Origin of the sequence: Photobacterium sp. GB-210, assembly GCF_003026075.1 — a bacterium.
GTDB lineage: Bacteria > Pseudomonadota > Gammaproteobacteria > Enterobacterales > Vibrionaceae > Photobacterium.
Genome location: NZ_PYNU01000031.1, coordinates 1 through 16733, shown reverse-complemented (window position 1 = coordinate 16733; position 16733 = coordinate 1). Strand labels below are relative to the sequence as shown.

Here is a 16733-nt window from a genome sequence, read left to right as displayed (position 1 = left end):
TTATCTATATATGCTGATTAACGTTTTATCATCTATGGCTGAGCGTTGCGGATTTTGCCAAATTTTCATATGCCTTTCTTTCGCTTGATAATGTGTTAATCGATTAATTTGGTTAATAGTTATAGGGTGGTTAGCAAGTCCATCGCTGTAACAATGAAGGCTGACATCTTTGGTTAGTGTAATGCGTTTTGGTTCTATGGTTAATTGGGTATTGATCCCTAATAAGCCCATATTTTCTTCTAGATGTATGCTCTTATCATGACTTAGTTGAAGTGCTGCAGGCATGCCTGCATTGTAGATGTGCACAGTATTATTATTATCTATGATCATTATCATTAAACAAATCAAATGACGATTATTGGGTGCAGCAATAAGTTGTTGGTTGAGTATCTCGCATATTTCTTTTGGACTTTCTATACCTGCATCAAGCAAGCCAGCAATATAGCCAAACCAGCCAATACCGTTAGCTTTAGCCAATGGACCATGTCCCATATTATCTCCGAGGATGAGCATAGCAGGCTTGTCTTTTTTGGGTTCTCGATATAATAAAAAATCACCTTGGTTTATCGGGTATTGATCAATATCTATTGTGATATCTCGAAGCATAATTTTGGATGGAAATTCTGATTGGTAAGGTGTCATCTGTGCCAATAGCTGTTTTTCAAAAACAGACGCTAGCGTGCTATGGCGCTTTAACACTCGTTTCAGTATTGTGAGTAATTTTTCTTTATTGAGTGGTTTTGTTAAATAGTCATCAATACCTGCTCTTGCTGCTTCTAAAAGTGTGGCGTCTTTGTTGTCTGCTGAGATGAAGATAAAGGGTAATGACTGGCAGTGCTTGAACTCTGTCACTTTATCTCTAAAACTGAAACCATTTATATTGGGCATGTGTAAATCGGTTATCACCATATTGCATTGGCTATGAGCTAGCCAATCGAGTGCTTCAATGGGCTTACTGAAGAGAATGAGTTGATAGTGATCGCGGAGAAAGGTCGCAAATAGTGCGAGTTGGCTTGGGCTATCATCAACGATCAGAAGTTGCGGTTTTGACTTTTTTTGTGGAAGGTTAAATTGAATAATATTTTGGTGATTGGTGAGAAAATATTTAAAGTCAGGGAAGTAGGTATTGATCAGAGCGAGCCCTAATTTATTGCAAGCGGGCTCTTCAGGTAATATTGCGGAGCTGATTTTTTCTTTCATTGCTTGCCAATGAGAGCCGTTATCAATGATTTCAAATCGAGCTTGATTATTACGTAAGCCATATTTTAATTCAACGTGACTTGCGGTTAAGCGTTGATGTGCAAGTAAATTAACACAGTATTCATTACAAACTAGGATCATATGCTGACTCAGCTCATAACTTAAATTGAGCTTATTGCTTTGTGATTTTAGCCAGTGCCTAATGGTTTTTAAGTTCTCGTAATTTAAGCAAAAAGTCTGTTTGAATAATACCTGATTGATCATTGATATTTTCCTTGTAGAAGTTGGCTGTTATTTAGCATTGCGGTAATTTTTGCTTTGATCCTTTCAGGGAGCCACCATGCTTTGGTATTGAGACTTTTTAGCATTCGTTGTGCGAGTGTCGGATTAAATTGATCATTAATAATAAGGCCAATGATATTACAGTTACTTTTTTCTAGTTTGGTAATACTTGTTAGCAGTTTACTTTCTGTCGTCTTGGCTGCGGAAAGGCATAAAAGGATGCCATCGCTGGCATTAGCGATATTAACGGCTGGTAAATTTCGCCAGTTAGCGGTGTTGATATTGCCTGTATCACAAATAATATAGTGATAATGTTGTTGCCAATACTGGAGAAGATAACGAAGTTTATGGGGCTGTCGCAATGTGAGCACTGTGGATTGATCTTTGGGTTGGGGCAAAATATCTAGAAAGGGATGCTTATTAATAAGGTTTTGCTCTTTATTTTCGGTTTCCCACGGTGTTGGCTCGAATCCTTGCCCTGATCCAGAAAGATCAAGATCGATCAATAGCACTTTTGTTTGGTTTACAGAGCAACGTTCAGCTAGCCAATAGCTCATTGTTGAACTTCCGCATTTTTGATTGCAGCTTGCAACGCAGATTATGCGAAGTTGTTGCTGGTGCAATTGTTGGAATAGGTGTTCCATTTCTTCGCTCAACCAAGGTTTCATAATGCGGCTCCTATTACAAGCAAGGTTGTTACAAAACTAAATGCGTCTTGAAGGCCTTGTCTTAACAGTGTGCTTGTTGAATCATCTTCATTGGGGACATATACCGTATCTCCTGGACGAAGCATGGGGATCGGTGTTTCTGCTGGATATTTTATGTAGTTCCGTAAACTGAATGTTTGGCTTTTATCTCCGCAACATGAACTATTGACGATCATTATTTTATCTATATAGGCTTTATCCGTGGGGCCGCCTGCTTCTGCTAGTAAATCGAGTAAAGACATCTGGCTGTTGAATGAGTAACGCCCTGGTTTTTTTACTTCTCCCATCAGTCTTACAACACGATTTGCAGGTTTATCTAACCAATTTCCATCTTGATGCGGAATGTAGATAACATCGCCAGGGACTACTTTGGGTAATAAACTTTCATCGCCAGTTTCAAAATACAGAGTAAGGTTTAGTGTTGTGACATTGGCATGGGTCCCGTTACGATGGCTGATTTTTATTTGCTGTAAGTTAGCATCTTTATTTGGGCCATCTGCTGCTGAAATAATATCTAAAAACCCTAAGTCACTATTAAAGGCATATCGCCCAGGTGAGTTTACTGCCCCAAAGACATAAATAGATTCCTCTGCGTTTTGTCGAATCCATGTGGATTTATTATCACTGGGATCACGTGGGAGTTCATCGACCATTATCGTATCTCCCGCCCTTATGGTTGGGAGTGTTGCAAAGTTACCGCCGCGATCGATAAATTTCTCTAAATCAAAATAAATAATACTATTTGGATCGTTTTTGTTTTTCTTGATAATGCGAATACTGCTTAAGTTCGCGCTTTCTAATGGGCCGCCAGCAAGAGCAAAAATCTCTAAAAAAGTCAGTTTTCTATTCCATTTAAATCGCCCCGGACCTTTTACTGAACCAATAACCATGACAGTTTTATCATCTTTCGCTTGAGTTGTTTGTGGTACATAAATGACATCGCCGGGGAGTACGGTAGGAAGAAGTTTTTCATTACCAGTCTCAAAGTACCTCGCAAGATCGATACGAGAAACGGTTGTTTTTTTACCATTGCGATGTGTGATGAGTAACTCTTGAATATCTGCATCACCAATTGGTCCGTCTGCGGCAGAGAGAATGTCGAGAAACCCTTGTTCTTTATTAAAACCATACCGACCAGGAGATCCTACGGCCCCAAAAATATAGATCGAATCGCTTGCTGCTTGACGGAGCCAGCTGGATTTACTGTCGCTAGGGTTGTGCGGGAGTTCATCAACGATAATGGTATCGCCGTATGTGAGCTTGGGGAGTTTACTTTCAGGGCTTCCTTGCTTAATAAAATTCTCAAGATCAAAAAAGAGTACTTGATGCCCTTGAGCCGAGGGTTGATCTTTTTTCGGAAGTCTTACAATGCGAATACTGGATAAGTTAGCTTTATTTTTTGGTCCTCCAGCCATGGAAAGTAGATCTAAAAATGTTAGCTTTTCGTTGAAATTAAAACGTCCGGGGGTATAAACCGCACCGATAATCTTAATTGCATGATGATCTGAAGCTTTTGATATTTTTGGTATATAAATAACGTCCCCAGGAACGACTTTGGGTAAGACTGATTCATCCCCAGTTCGAAAGTATTCGGAAAGATCTAACTGAGTAACATGGCTTTGAGTACCATTGCGATGCGTAATAAGCACTTCTTGTAAGTCAGCTTCATTACTTGGCCCATCAGCGGCTGAGAGGATATCAAGAAACCCTTGGTCATTATTAAACGCATAGCGACCAGGCGCGCCAATTGAGCCAAAGATATAAATAGAATCTTTTGGTGCTTGGCGTAACCAACTGGCTTTATTATCACTGGGGTCATCGGGTAATTCATCAATAATAATGGTCATTCCTGCAGAAAGCTCAGGAAGTAATCTTTTAGGATGGCCTTTTTTGATAAAGTTTTGGAAATTAAAGAAAGAGACGTCATGGCCTTTATTAAGATCTTTGTCTTCGGTGATGAGTCGAATATTCGTTAAATTTGCACGTTTAGTCGGGCCTTCTGCGTGAGCGAGTAGATCCATGAAATCCATCGCTGGGCTCCACTCATAGCGCCCTGGGATATTGATTGCCCCTATAATTTTAATAGAGCGATCATCCGTAATTTTAAGCCATGACTTTACATTTACGGTGGTTTTTTCTGGAATAAAAATGACATCACCTGTTTTCATCAGCGGGATATCATAATCTTGTGGTGATTTAGTAAACTCAACGAGATTGATCGTTATTGGCGGTTCTGTTTCACTGAGTATTTTGATCTGAGTTGTATCTGCGAAACGTGTTGGACCACCGGCATTGGCTAGCACATCAATAAATTTTGTATTTTTTCCTATTTCGTAAGCGCCAGCGGCTTTCACTTCCCCCATGACAAAGGCGGTTCTTACCGTTGTACTGATGTCATCAATTTCAATCGGAGCATAAATTGTGGTTCCCTCTTTTATAGGAGGAAGATGTTGGGTATCACCTGTATCTAAGAAGGTTTTTAGATCAAATATATAAGGTTTATTATCGGTAACCACTCGAATTTTAGTTACGTCGGCATAGCGTGTTACACCATCTGCACGCATGATGGCATCAACCACATTCATTTCTGGCTTATAACTAAATGTTCCTGGGTTTCGGACTTCACCAAATAATGTTAAGCCATTTTTTTTGTTTGAATCACCTGTGTTTTGAATCGCTGCAGCATCAAAATCAACTTCAATGTTGCCGAGCAGTGGAGATACAGGGACGAAGAGGGTATCGCCATTGGTTAAGGTAGGTAGATTGGAGGTATCACCCGTATCTAAATATTTTTTATAATTAAAACGTTGAGATATGCCATTACGTATGATGGAGAACTTGTTTAACTGCGCGCCTGATCTTGCACCGCCAACAGCAGCAAGTGCTAATTGAATATTGCTGTTAGGTTTGAGTGAAACAGTTCCTGGAGTTTCAACATAGCCAAGTACATGAATACGGATGAGTTGTTCTTTTAAGGTAAGCTTAAAGTCATCAAGGTTAAGATAGATAGATGATAGTTTTTGTTTTATTTTTTGTTCAGCATCTTTGATGGTGAGCTCTGCGATCGATATTGTACCGACTTCTGGGAGTTGAATTTTTCCGTTATCATCAATCGTGAAATCGTCACTGAATGCTTTTTCGCCTGGTACAAACAGGAAAATGCGATCACCTGCCGTTAGCGTGATTGTATTGTCTGCCCGTAAAGGGAAGCAGATAAAGAGAATGAGTAGGCAGAAGATACGGATCATAAGCCATCTCGAATTGTATGCCAGTCCTTTATATCAAATACGCGATGAATAGACTGAGCGTGGTGTTCAACCAATACTCTTGCTTCTACTTTTCTATTATTGAGCTGCTTTGTGAGAGTGTTATCGTCAATGGCCTGTGTTTCTCCAACACTAAGCACCGTTATTTGGTTAGGATCAACGCCATTTTCAACAAAGAAGTCTTTAACTGTATTCGCTCTTTCTAAGCCAAGAGCATAGTTATTCAGTTCATTACCTTGGCTATCGGTATAGCCAATAAGTTGTAAGTGCCAGTGCTCTTGACGTTTAATTATTCCAGCGGCATAGCGGAGTGATTCTTGATAATCAGGCAACAAGGTTGTTTTATTTAACGCAAACTGGTTATCGACGGACATATATAATAAGAAACGCTCTTTGAGTTCTACTTCAGAATAGTTGGGGTCAAGGCATAGGGTGTGATATTCCAACCAATCCATTTGCTTTTGGATCACGGCATTCTGGGTTTGGTATTTTAAAAGAGTAATTTCAGCATCACGATCAAAACCGTTAAGGGCTTCTTCTCTTGCTTTTAAATAAAGGTTTTGTAATCGGATATATTGACCAGGAAGACAATGTTTGGCGCCTCGTGTTGCGAGTAATTGGAGCTCAAACTGATGGTGTTCGAGTTGATGGAGTTGGGTTTGTTTTGGCGGTGAAAGTGGAATTTCTCCTTGCGCAGGCCAAAAAGTACTACAACCTGTCAGTAGTAATAATAAGGCTATAAGCAGCAATAGAGGCGATTTCATTAAGTTAACTCTGCTGATGTGATGAGTGGGATCACTTTATCAATCCTGAGCATTTGCATTAACTCTCTAGGTTGACCGTTAACATTAAGTAGACGTAAACGACGTCCTCGGCTTTTTAAGCGTTTATAAAGAAAAACAATGGCACCAATACCACATGAGTCGATAAATTGGACTTGCGTCATATCAATGACGAGTTCCATTCGCTCGGTTTGACTGAGAACATCAAATTCACTTTCAAGCTCCCTTGCTCTTTGCGCATCAAATTCATCTTGTAGAGCAAGTGCGATAACTGAGCTGGACGATGCGAACATAGGTATTCCTTATTCTCTATTTTAACTAATATGATTCAAAGGTTGTGCCAACTATTGTCCACGTCTCGTTACCATAATGTATGCTGTTTTGAGCAATATCCAGCAGTCCATTCTAAGCCATTGTAATGGTGATGCTAATGCGATAGCGTAAGCATGATCCCATGCGATCTTCGCTTTAACGTCTTCTATACAGCTGTCGTAGCCTTGATTTACTTGTGCTAAGCCTGTTATACCTGGGCGTAAGCCTCGAGTTCGTTCTAAGTAGAAAGGCAATGCATTTTGCAAATTTCCACATAGTTCAGGGCGTTCAGGGCGAGGGCCAATTAATGACATGTCTCCCTTTATCACATTAATAAATTGAGGCAGTTCATCTAATCGCGTATCTCTTAAGAACCCTCCTATTCGAGTGATACGAGGATCATTTTTTTGAGACCATACCGCGCCACTTTTTGCTTCAGCGTTAGATTGCATGGTGCGAAATTTCAACATGGAGAACAACATGATATGTTCATCATTAATTTGTCCTACACGCACTTGTCGATAAAAAATATCACCTTTGGAATCTAACCGTATAAGCAAGGCGATCAGGGGCCATAATGGAAGTGTGAGTAATAATCCTATAAAACTGAGAAGAATATCGAAGAAGCGTTTGAGGATAATCGTAAAAGAATGTTGGTAGGTATTGAGAGGCGGCTTTTTTTTCCAGCCATCTCTAAATTGCCCAAAGAGATAGCGTAGCATTCCAATTAAAGAAGATAGGTAACCACCTATTAAATAATGTAATTTATCTAACAGTTTATTTTTTACACCTAATAGAGGTAGTGCCGCAAGACCATATCCAACGACTTGCAATCCCGTTAACCATATGGCGAGAAGTGAGCCATGGACGGCAAGGTAACAGGTTATGCTTAGGTACATGATGAAAAGAAAAGGCATTAAGGTTCTTAAACCTTTACCAGATGCGAATAACCATTTTACCCCTGGCTGGTGGAGATTAAATACAAAACGACAGCGGATCAGTTGCTGTAAGTTACCGGCGCCAATACGCTGTCTTCGTTGATGGGTTTGTTCATTACTACTAATATCGAGCTCAATACTATTTATGCATTCATTATAAATCACATTATAACCTTGCTTAAGCACTTGCATCGGCAACATGAAATCGTCGTTGATGGTGTCGTAAGGCAATGGCTGAAATAAGCGTGATCGCATAATATAAAAAGCGCCATTGCCACCAATAACACTACCTAAATGTGATTCCGCAAAGCGCATATTATTTTGCCAAGACCAGTATTGTTTCTCTCCTGTATTGCCATCATAAATAAGGTAATTACCTGTGATTGCACCAACTTTAGGATCGTTAAAACTATGGGTTGCTTGTTTAAGGGCATCGATCGAGATAAGCGCTGATACATCACTTAATGCAACCAGTTCTGCATAAGGTTGTGCCATCGTGATAAGTTGATTTAGGCGCGCTAACTTTCCTTTATTGCTGGTGCTTATTTGCAACTGAAAATGAATATTAGCCCGTTGAAATTGCCTCTCCCATTGGCGACAAAGTTTTGCGGTTGCATCATTGCAACCATCGCAACAAATGAAGATAAACAGTTTTTCTGCGGGATAATCAAGCATCAATAAATTAGCCAGTTTATCGTTAATATGTGCTTCCTCATTATAAGCCGGAATAAGGATCGCAATGGCTGGAAAACTATCTGGTTCTACTGTAATGGTTTTTCGTTTTAGATGTTGTCCATACCACACCATAACAGCACTATAGATAACATGATGATAAATAATAATTAGCGTTAGAATTAAAAGAATAAACCAACTTACCATCATGGTTAGCTCCTTACTTCGCGAGGGCTTCATACGCTGCTGTCATCGTTCTTACATCAGCAACGTGTTGGATGAAATGCGCTGTTTTTGTTTCATTAGTCTTATGTGTCAGTACATGATCTAGAGCGTGAGCTAATTGGACAGGATCATTAGGCGATATTAATACACTGTTTTCTGGATGGGCGACATCGGGGATCGCACCAATATTTGATGCCACAATCGGTTTACCGCACGCTTGTGCTTCAAGCAAAGCTAAGGGGAGTCCTTCATGACGTGACGGCATGCAGAACACATCAATAGCGCGATAAAAAGAACGCATGTTTTTACAATAACCCAACCAGTGAATACGATGCTCAAGCTGTAAACGACAGGCGAGCTGTTTGAGGTTTGAGAACTGCTCGCCATCACCTGCAATAACAAGATGATAATGCTCTGGAAGTGATGATAGGGCGAGAAGCATGGTATCAATCCCTTTTTCTGAAACCAGTCGCCCAGCACAACCAATGAGTATTTGTTTCTGAGGCAATGCTAAGTCATGACGAGCGTCGGCTTGATCACCAATACAGTAAAAGTGACAGTCGATACCGTTATTAATAATATGATCGGCTGGACGACCTAATCGTTGATGAAGATCTTTGGCTATTGTTGGGGCATCGGCGACGAGTTCAACATGTTTATTTTTTAATAGCCAACGAGTGAGGGTTTGTTGTTTTGGCTCTTCTAGATGCCAACTGTCGTGCTCAGTATGTATATGGGTTGTGCTTAGCCCTAATAGTGCGAGTCGACTATAGAGTAAAGGACCTAAATGGTGGCTGTGAACCGTGGTGATCTTTAGCTTATTAATGATTTTTCTTAATTGATAAGCGGTTTGAAGATGTATACCTGAGGGTTTATTTAAAAATATTAATTGGTTTTTAAATGCTGCTAACTCAGGCCATGCTGAAATAGCAGATGTGGCTGTTTCTTCTAATGAAGCAACATAAACACGATGCTTTGATGAGGCAAAACGCACCAAATTCAGAACGAGCTTTTCTAACCCGCCAGGGCGTAAATGTTGGACGACTTGTAGTGTTCTAACCATGTTCATGTTCCTTTGAGAAGTAAGGAATGCGCACCAAGATTGGGTAAGATACTAACTGTCGGATATGGCTGGATTGATATAATCGCGTATCAAAAATAATCGAGATGCCTACAAGAAATAAAGCAATGACTGCGCCAAAAAGAATGCCGGACAAAAAGTTCATCCACCATGGCCAATTTTGAGGAGCATTCGGTACTGAGGGTTTGTCTATTATTTTGAGCTTGTCTGGTTCTTCAAAACGCCCAAGGTGGCCAGTGACTCTGGCCATTTCATAGCGCTCTAGTAGTTGGTTATAAATGTTCGATTTGACCTTATAGTTTCGCTCTAAACTGGTGAGTTTTTTTTCTAATTCTGCAAACTCCACCCGTTTTCCTATGATATTTGCAGCTTGTTTTTTGAGTAATACGAGCTCTTGATTAATGGCATCGATTTCAGACTCTGCTTGCTGTAAGGTTTCAAATTGGCTGAGCAATATAGGCTGGGTTTGGTTTTCAGGATCTTGAGTGCTATTAACTAGCCGTTGCCATAAACTGTTGATTTGATCTGGGGAAAGTGATTGCTGTAACTCAACTTGCCGAGTCCGCTCTTGTTTTAAACGCTCTAAACGGCGGAGTACATTTTTAATTAATGAATGTTGATCGGTATAACTGGCACGTAATATAGCAAGCTCGGCTTCGGCCATTACAATTTCTTGCTCTAGTTTGCCGATAACAGGGTTGGTATTTATCAGTGTTTTATACATGCTATCACGTTTACTTGTTGCGTGGAGTAAAGCCAATTCTGATTCGTTTATTTTCCTTAACAATTTAATACTAGTATCAACATTGACGCCTTGTAGGAGCGGTAAGTTATCCGCATTTTCTGCTTTAAAGGTGGCAAGCTCACTTTCTGCAAGCTCTAAATCTTTTTGGGTTGTTGTTAATTGTTTTTGTAAAAACACTTCTGAATTATCAATCGATGCTCGTCCAGGGGCTCGTAGCTTTTCTAAGAAAATGCGAGAAAGAATATTTAATATTTCTGGAATTTGTTCGGGTTGTTGCCATACAAGACTCATTTGAACGAGATCGTTACCTGTCAAATCAAGGGTGATCCCTTTTTCGAGTTGAGCGGTGACGTGTTTAATTTTTTGCGGGTTTTTATCAGGCACTAGATCGAGTTCATCAATTACGATCGCCAAAGTTGATTGGCTTTGGATCACGACTTGGAGTGCTTTAATTCGCTGCTCTAGATTCATTGAAATAGATAAATCTTCTAAAAAAGGATTAAGCAATGCGGCCTCCTGAACCAAAATAGTGGTTTCAGAGTAGTAATACTTAGTTTTAAGAAAGCCGCCTATTGTCATTAGAAAAGGCATAATGATGATGGGTAAAACTAATAAATAACGATGAAGCCATAATCCATAAAGTAATGGATATAAGCGCGTTATAAAGAGGTGGCGCATACCTTAGTTACTCCGAAGGAGCAACGTATCGATTGTTATTTGAGGAGAATACTCCAACGTTAAAGGGATTTGATGCTCTTGTGCGATCGTCTCTATGTTTTGCATTCGTTTTTGACTGTGTAATAAAGCGTCAAATTTATTATTGAGCTTAGCTGGGCCTACTGTTGCTGTTATTTGGTTATATGAGAAGGTTGAAAAAAATTGGATGATTTTACGGTGTTGCTCTGCGGTTAACGTCACTTGCTCTGAACTAAAAAAAAGCTCTAATTTCTTATTGGATTGTGAGGAACTGGCACACCCAACCAGCCCTAGTAAGATGATTAGATAGATTGTTCTTATCATCACGCATTCCTTTTTCTTGTGTGTATAAGAAAGACTGCAAAAAGAGTGCCTGATGTAAGGGTTTGTTATTCAGTCGTTGAACATCGTATTTTTTGTATAGTATGAATGATCTTTTCTATACGACGTTGCCAACTATCATGCTGGACGCTTTGGTATGCTTTTTGTTTATATTCATCGACTTGTTGTGGGGTTAACTGTGTAATGCGATCAATTTCTGAGAGCCATTCTATCTGAGTTGTCGCAATTGACACTAAAGGTGAGTACTCTGTTGCGGCTTTATATTTACTGCTAATGACAGGACATCCGGCTGCTAAATATTCTCTTAATTTTAAGGGGTTACACATTTTAATTTGTTGATTATTGATGAAAGGTAAAATAGCGATATGCCAATGTTGTAAATAACTAGCGAGTTGGTGATGAGGTATCGCAGGTAATAGATGGATATTCTCATTTTGCAATTGCTGAACTTGATGACACTCCTTATTCCCAAGCAAATAAAATTGAAGATGTGGGCGCGCTAATGCGAGTTGTTGTAATAAATCGTAATCAAGCCAATTATTTAAACTGCCATAAAAGCCAATATTTTTTTTATCTTTATCAATGGCTGGTGGGCATTCATGTTTTGATTTAAATAAATGAAGATCAACACCATGGGGCAAATAATGTGTCTTGTGTTTCGGGAAGCGTGCCATTAATTGTCTGTTTGCCACATAAATAAGGTCGGCCTGCATACTTAATGTTTGTTCTGCTTGCGTTGTTTTATCGTGATCAACGCCAGTTAGTGCTGAAAAATCATCTCCGCAGTAATAAATGATTAAATCGGCTTGGCAGAGTTCGATATATTCAATCGCACTCGGTAAGGCTATCCATAAAACACGATAGTGTTTTTTTGGGGGGAGTTGTGTCGTCAATAGCTTCTTATTGATGTACTTCATCACTTTATTTCGAGCTAATGGCCAAACAAGAGGTTTGATGATCTTTTTTAAATATTGGGGGGAGGTTTCAGTTTTTTCTGTACGACGCATAAAAGCCATGAACTTTTCGATAATACGCCTGATATCTTTAGCTTGCAGTTGGGGTTGCCTTAAACCAATAGAATTGATCCAATAGACAGGATATTGCTGAGCAATGATTGATATTAAGTGCTGAGTGCTAGATGGATGTCGTCCCCAATCTTCACCAAAAATAATAAACTCTATATCACGATCCATGACTCAAATCCTTTTTATGGAGTTGATTTGTATTACAAGTTAATCGATCGGTTGCAATTAATAAGCTTAATAAAATATAAAAAGGCCACGTTGTTCCTTGTGTGAGAAAAGTACCACTGACAGAAAATGAAACCATGCCAAGCCATAGCCCTTCAGCAAGTGGTTGATATGTTGTTTTTTTTAATCGTTTAAGTAAGCGGTAACTAAGTTGGAAAGTTTTTATTAACAAAGTAGCAAATAAGAATAACCCGACAAATCCGTTCTCAGCTAATATTTCAAACCAAGAGCTATGAACAGCATGGTTCTTACCATCCCAATGTACTGAGTAAAAATAGTAATTATTATAAAAATTACTTAATCCAACACCAGTAAATGGATGATCAACTGCCATCATTATTGCAGCGCCCCAAGCATAAAGACGCCCCATTGCAGACTCATCAATGGCGCCTGAACTAGCCGATGAAACAAATCTGTTTTCAATACCTGCAGCGACAAATAAAGCCATGATCCCAAGAGCGGTAATGATAAGTGGTGTGACGATATTTTTACTGCGAAGAAGCAGTGACATAAATACCACGCTAATTATTCCCAGTTGTCCGCCTCGACTTTCCGTTGCTGCAATACCTGCTAGGAGAGTTATGCTAATAAGCATCGCAATAAGACGAGCAAAAATGTGACCATGGAAAATATAGACAGCAGTAAATGATAGCGGAAATAACAGAACTAAAGAGAGATCATTAGGATCACCGAGCATTGATCCAAATGCTCGCCCGATCGTGACACGTGTTTCTTCGACTAATCCAATCTCATAATATTTGTTATACAACGTAATAGAGGCAATCAACAAACCACAAAGAAAGAGTAAATAAGGAATTCTTTTTAGTTGAGAAATATGGGTGGGTAATAAACTAATAGCAAAAACCATTAAAACGATTTTTAGAAAGTTACCTGACAACATTTCAAATGATTCTTCTCTATTAGAAGCAAAAGCACAGCTAATACTGACCCAAAATGCAAAGCAAAGTAGCCATGTATGCAATGGGTGCCACTTGAAGTTACGATAGTTCATCCATAACTGCCAACTTAATCCGACCAAACAAGCAAGTGCTAATAACTTGGGTATTTTAAAGGGTTCAAGGAATGGCATTGCTTCATGTAAGCGAAAATATGAAAAAAGAATAAACCAAATACAGAGTAAAAAAGCACGCTTAACAACAAAGGGCAGGGACAGTATTCCAAGAAATGCAAAGTAATGTTTAAACGTGTAATTGCTTACAATAAAGCAACTTATCGTACTAAACAAAGCGATGATAATTTGTTTACCCCTTGTCATAGATCACCTGTAATACATGGCGATAGTTACAAAGGTGACGCCAAGGCCAATAGATTTGAAGGCAAAGAAGAGGAGTTAACAGAATGAGACAATAAGTGAGTTGATATTGCTGACAAAAACAGATCAGTATAATAAGTGAAAAACTGACAAACAAATCAGAGAGAGGATATCGCAGAGGGAGATGGTATTGACTATAAAAGTAAAAAATAAAAAGGCGCAATGCTTGAATCGCAATTCCACAATAGATCAATGCGAGAATATCAAATAAGGGTAATATATAAATAAAAACGAGTAATGATAATAGCGTTGACAGGCTATTAATCAATAATATTCCTTGTCCATGTTCGTGGTAATAGCAGCCGACATTAAGAAAAGTACAACAGCCTTTTAGCATTAACCACAATGCGATGAATGGGATAAGAACACTACTGTAATAAAACTCAGCATTAAGCCAAAACCTTAAAAAAACAGGGCCGAACAAAAGCACAAGAGCAGAAATAAGTATGCAAAGCTGGCAAGCTAAAATAGTAATATTGGCTAAGTATTGTTTACGTTGCTCTGTATTGATAAAGCTAAATCGTTTTGGAAACCACCACAACGCAAAAGGTTCTATTAATAAACTAGCGGCAACCCCCCACTGCATTGCAATTGCATAAGGAGATACCGCTTCCACTCCTAAATAATGCGCGATAGCCCAACGCTCAGCACCTAATGAAATAAAACCCAATAATCCAGAGATAGTTAGAATTGCACCATATTTTAATAATGCGGGGTTCATTGAGAAGCGTGGTATTGGCCATTGTTTATAGAGTAAAACACTACACACGACTTGTGCGATCAATCCAGCTAAAGCCATACCATCAACTTTCCATGTAGTGACCAACAAGAGCGCTAAGGCCGCTTGCAATAATGCCGTGATAAGTAAAATACTTACAAAGTGTTTAGCATTATTCTCAATCCTTAGCTTTGCTAAAGGGATAGCGTTAAGAGAGTTAAAGTAGATAGTAAAAATAAAACAATTAAAGGAAAAAAGTGGCGGTGGACCAGGTAAAAGCGTTTGAATATCGTGATTAAAAAAAACAAGTAGGCTTGTAATTATTGCACCACATAACATGACTTGCCATAAGGCTTGGCCTAATAACCGTGTTGGGTTTGATGCATCATGATAAAAACGATAGAGACCATCAATGATGCCTAAACTAATGAGCAGTGATAAGAATGTAGTTAAAACTAATAATACATCAAGCTTACCGTATTCTTCCAAACCTAATTGATCTGTAACATAAGGTTGAAGTAGCAATCCAATTAGTTTACAAAAGACGACTCCAATCCCATAAACCGCAACAACTTTTAATGTGCTCATAGTGCTTCAATCCACTGTGATAGCCGTTGCGCTTGAGCTTTTGCAGTAAAGGCTTTCATGACATGCCTATAACCGAGCTCTCTTTGAGTTTTTAATTCCTGATAGCTTTTTAGCTGGTGGTTTGTAATTGCCGTTGCTAATTCTGTAGGTGAATCTTTCTGTATCATCACTCCTATATCAGAGCAAAGGATCTCAGTACAACCAACAAGGTTAGTAGTAATAATAGGGATCCCTAATGCAAGGGCTTCTTTTAAAACTAGTGGGCCTGTATCAGTATCACCATTATTAGCGATGGTAAAAGGAGCGATTAGTCCTTGGTAACGTTGAGCATGAGATCGTAGCCAATCTGCATTTTGACTGCCTAAAAAAGAAACAGCGTTTATGAGTCCATGCCGTTTACAAAAAGATATTAGTTCCGATTTTAATGGCCCATCACCAACAATATCGATTTCAATCGGGTGTTTGAGTCGTTGTATGGCTTTCAATAACGTTATAAGCCCTTTTTTTTCAACCAATCGACCAATAAATAAAAAGCGCTTAGATGGAGACCATTCATTATTTAAAGTGGGATAGTTTTGCTCTTCAATCCCACAAGGTAGATAGTGAACAGGTGTCTTTGTTAGTGATTGCAAATGATCATGCATTGCCTTTGTCACAGCGCAGCAAAACTGACAATGAGAAAGCTTGGCTTGTAAATCTTGAGGCCCAGCGTAGATATCAGCGCCATGCCCAACAAATGACACTGGAATATTCAATATTTTTGCTGCAACGATTGCAATCGCTGAGCTATGCCAAGCAAAATGCGCATGAAGATGCTGGCATTGGTAACTATGTGCCCATAGCGCTAATTGTAGGCCTTGCCGAATAAGAGCGAGTTTTCCGAACTCATGTTGTTGGTAAATAAAAGGTAAGCTTCTTACGGAACGGGTGATGTGGCGAAAACTATAGTAGGGAAGGTTTGAGGGGTAGCAACACTGCTTCATTAATGGAATATCAGCACGTTGAAAGTGTTGACCTTTCATAAATGAAAACGGAACAACATGATGTCCAAGTGCAATCATTGCTCTCATTTCAACACCCGTGAATGTTTCAGATAAAGTAGGGAAACAAGGGATCACATAACCTATTGTCTTCATCACAGTGCTCCGCGAATGACTTTTAATAAAGAATTCAAACTTAGTGCCATGTTTCAGTGGCACTTAAGTAAGAAGATCATCAGCTATTGAGACAGATTGCATCGCATCGTGATTAAACGTCTTGTGTTTTGCAATTCATCACTAAGGTTAGATAGGGTTATTTAGTAAGAGAAGATGCACAAATAGAGGTGAAAATAATCACCAATGGAGGTATTGTTTGAATTATGAACACTTGGTTTTTTTTGTTTAATTTATTCTTGCCATCTTTATATTTGCTCTTATAATGCGACCCCACTGACACGGACAACGGCGTAAGCGGTTGCCGAGTTTAGTATTGTTCTTTAACAATTTGACCATGCAATCTGTGTGGGCACTCGTTGAAAAGTTAAGTCGAAAGATTTATCAATGATACTAGTGACCAATACAAATAACTTCGGTTATTTGGCACAGTCAATTCAAA

At 39.1% G+C, this 16733-nt stretch carries 13 protein-coding genes; all 13 read right to left on the bottom strand.

Annotated elements, in window-relative coordinates:
• The 13 genes from C9J38_RS20490 to C9J38_RS20430 all read right to left on the bottom strand — a co-directional run bounded on the left by C9J38_RS20490 (nt 1) and on the right by C9J38_RS20430 (nt 16273).
• Complete coding sequence (locus C9J38_RS20490; protein WP_107208695.1) at nt 1–1464, bottom strand: response regulator; 1464 nt, start codon at nt 1462–1464, stop codon at nt 1–3.
• Nucleotides 1461–2150 carry a hypothetical protein gene (locus tag C9J38_RS20485; protein ID WP_107208694.1) on the bottom strand — a complete coding sequence of 230 codons (690 nt, stop codon included), beginning with the start codon at nt 2148–2150 and terminating at the stop codon, nt 1461–1463. The genes C9J38_RS20490 and C9J38_RS20485 overlap by 4 nt, the downstream gene beginning before the upstream one ends.
• Nucleotides 2147–5437 carry an SLBB domain-containing protein gene (locus tag C9J38_RS20480; protein WP_107208693.1) on the bottom strand — a complete coding sequence of 1097 codons (3291 nt, stop codon included), beginning with the start codon at nt 5435–5437 and terminating at the stop codon, nt 2147–2149. The genes C9J38_RS20485 and C9J38_RS20480 overlap by 4 nt, the downstream gene beginning before the upstream one ends.
• A complete protein-coding gene (locus C9J38_RS20475) occupies nt 5434–6219 on the bottom strand; it encodes an OmpA family protein (RefSeq protein ID WP_107208692.1) in 786 nt (261 codons plus the stop codon). The genes C9J38_RS20480 and C9J38_RS20475 overlap by 4 nt, the downstream gene beginning before the upstream one ends.
• Complete coding sequence (locus tag C9J38_RS20470; RefSeq protein WP_105061076.1) at nt 6219–6530, bottom strand: STAS domain-containing protein; 312 nt, start codon at nt 6528–6530, stop codon at nt 6219–6221. The genes C9J38_RS20475 and C9J38_RS20470 overlap by 1 nt, the downstream gene beginning before the upstream one ends.
• Nucleotides 6531–6581: 51 nt before the next feature.
• The gene (locus tag C9J38_RS20465; RefSeq protein ID WP_107208691.1) at nt 6582–8369 is read right to left on the bottom strand and encodes a sugar transferase; all 1788 of its coding nucleotides are present in this window, start codon (nt 8367–8369) and stop codon (nt 6582–6584) included.
• Between the two features lie 10 nt (nt 8370–8379).
• The gene (locus C9J38_RS20460) at nt 8380–9447 is read right to left on the bottom strand and encodes a glycosyltransferase (RefSeq protein ID WP_199187173.1); all 1068 of its coding nucleotides are present in this window, start codon (nt 9445–9447) and stop codon (nt 8380–8382) included.
• Nucleotides 9440–10888: a sugar transporter gene (locus tag C9J38_RS20455; RefSeq protein ID WP_107208689.1), complete on the bottom strand. Its 1449-nt coding sequence runs from the start codon at nt 10886–10888 to the stop codon at nt 9440–9442. Before C9J38_RS20455 ends, C9J38_RS20460 begins: the two co-directional genes overlap by 8 nt.
• A 3-nt stretch (nt 10889–10891) precedes the next feature.
• A complete protein-coding gene (locus C9J38_RS20450; RefSeq protein WP_107208688.1) occupies nt 10892–11230 on the bottom strand; it encodes a hypothetical protein in 339 nt (112 codons plus the stop codon).
• Nucleotides 11231–11295: 65 nt separating this feature from the next.
• Nucleotides 11296–12441 (bottom strand): glycosyltransferase, encoded by a 1146-nt coding sequence (locus C9J38_RS20445; protein ID WP_107208687.1) that lies wholly within the window; start codon nt 12439–12441, stop codon nt 11296–11298.
• Nucleotides 12431–13774, bottom strand: coding sequence for an O-antigen ligase family protein (locus C9J38_RS20440; protein ID WP_107208686.1), 1344 nt, complete (start codon nt 13772–13774; stop codon nt 12431–12433). The genes C9J38_RS20445 and C9J38_RS20440 overlap by 11 nt, the downstream gene beginning before the upstream one ends.
• Nucleotides 13761–15137, bottom strand: a complete 1377-nt coding sequence (locus tag C9J38_RS20435) for a lipopolysaccharide biosynthesis protein (protein ID WP_107208685.1) — start codon at nt 15135–15137, stop codon at nt 13761–13763. The genes C9J38_RS20440 and C9J38_RS20435 overlap by 14 nt, the downstream gene beginning before the upstream one ends.
• Nucleotides 15134–16273 carry a glycosyltransferase family 4 protein gene (locus tag C9J38_RS20430; protein WP_107208684.1) on the bottom strand — a complete coding sequence of 380 codons (1140 nt, stop codon included), beginning with the start codon at nt 16271–16273 and terminating at the stop codon, nt 15134–15136. Before C9J38_RS20430 ends, C9J38_RS20435 begins: the two co-directional genes overlap by 4 nt.
• Nucleotides 16274–16733: the final 460 nt, after the last annotated feature.

Bases quoted from the DNA above. Each gene is read 5' to 3' on its own strand.
- C9J38_RS20465 (WP_107208691.1), bottom strand. From the start codon at position 8,369: ATGATGGTAAGTTGGTTTATTCTTTTAATTCTAACGCTAATTATTATT.
- C9J38_RS20490 (WP_107208695.1), bottom strand. From the start codon at position 1,464: ATGATCAATCAGGTATTATTCAAACAGACTTTTTGCTTAAATTACGAG.
- C9J38_RS20460 (WP_199187173.1), bottom strand. From the start codon at position 9,447: ATGGTTAGAACACTACAAGTCGTCCAACATTTACGCCCTGGCGGGTTA.
- C9J38_RS20435 (WP_107208685.1), bottom strand. From the start codon at position 15,137: ATGAGCACATTAAAAGTTGTTGCGGTTTATGGGATTGGAGTCGTCTTT.
- C9J38_RS20475 (WP_107208692.1), bottom strand. From the start codon at position 6,219: ATGAAATCGCCTCTATTGCTGCTTATAGCCTTATTATTACTACTGACA.
- C9J38_RS20445 (WP_107208687.1), bottom strand. From the start codon at position 12,441: ATGGATCGTGATATAGAGTTTATTATTTTTGGTGAAGATTGGGGACGA.
- C9J38_RS20480 (WP_107208693.1), bottom strand. From the start codon at position 5,437: ATGATCCGTATCTTCTGCCTACTCATTCTCTTTATCTGCTTCCCTTTA.
- C9J38_RS20485 (WP_107208694.1), bottom strand. From the start codon at position 2,150: ATGAAACCTTGGTTGAGCGAAGAAATGGAACACCTATTCCAACAATTG.
- C9J38_RS20430 (WP_107208684.1), bottom strand. From the start codon at position 16,273: ATGAAGACAATAGGTTATGTGATCCCTTGTTTCCCTACTTTATCTGAA.
- C9J38_RS20440 (WP_107208686.1), bottom strand. From the start codon at position 13,774: ATGACAAGGGGTAAACAAATTATCATCGCTTTGTTTAGTACGATAAGT.
- C9J38_RS20470 (WP_105061076.1), bottom strand. From the start codon at position 6,530: ATGTTCGCATCGTCCAGCTCAGTTATCGCACTTGCTCTACAAGATGAA.
- C9J38_RS20450 (WP_107208688.1), bottom strand. From the start codon at position 11,230: ATGATAAGAACAATCTATCTAATCATCTTACTAGGGCTGGTTGGGTGT.
- C9J38_RS20455 (WP_107208689.1), bottom strand. From the start codon at position 10,888: ATGCGCCACCTCTTTATAACGCGCTTATATCCATTACTTTATGGATTA.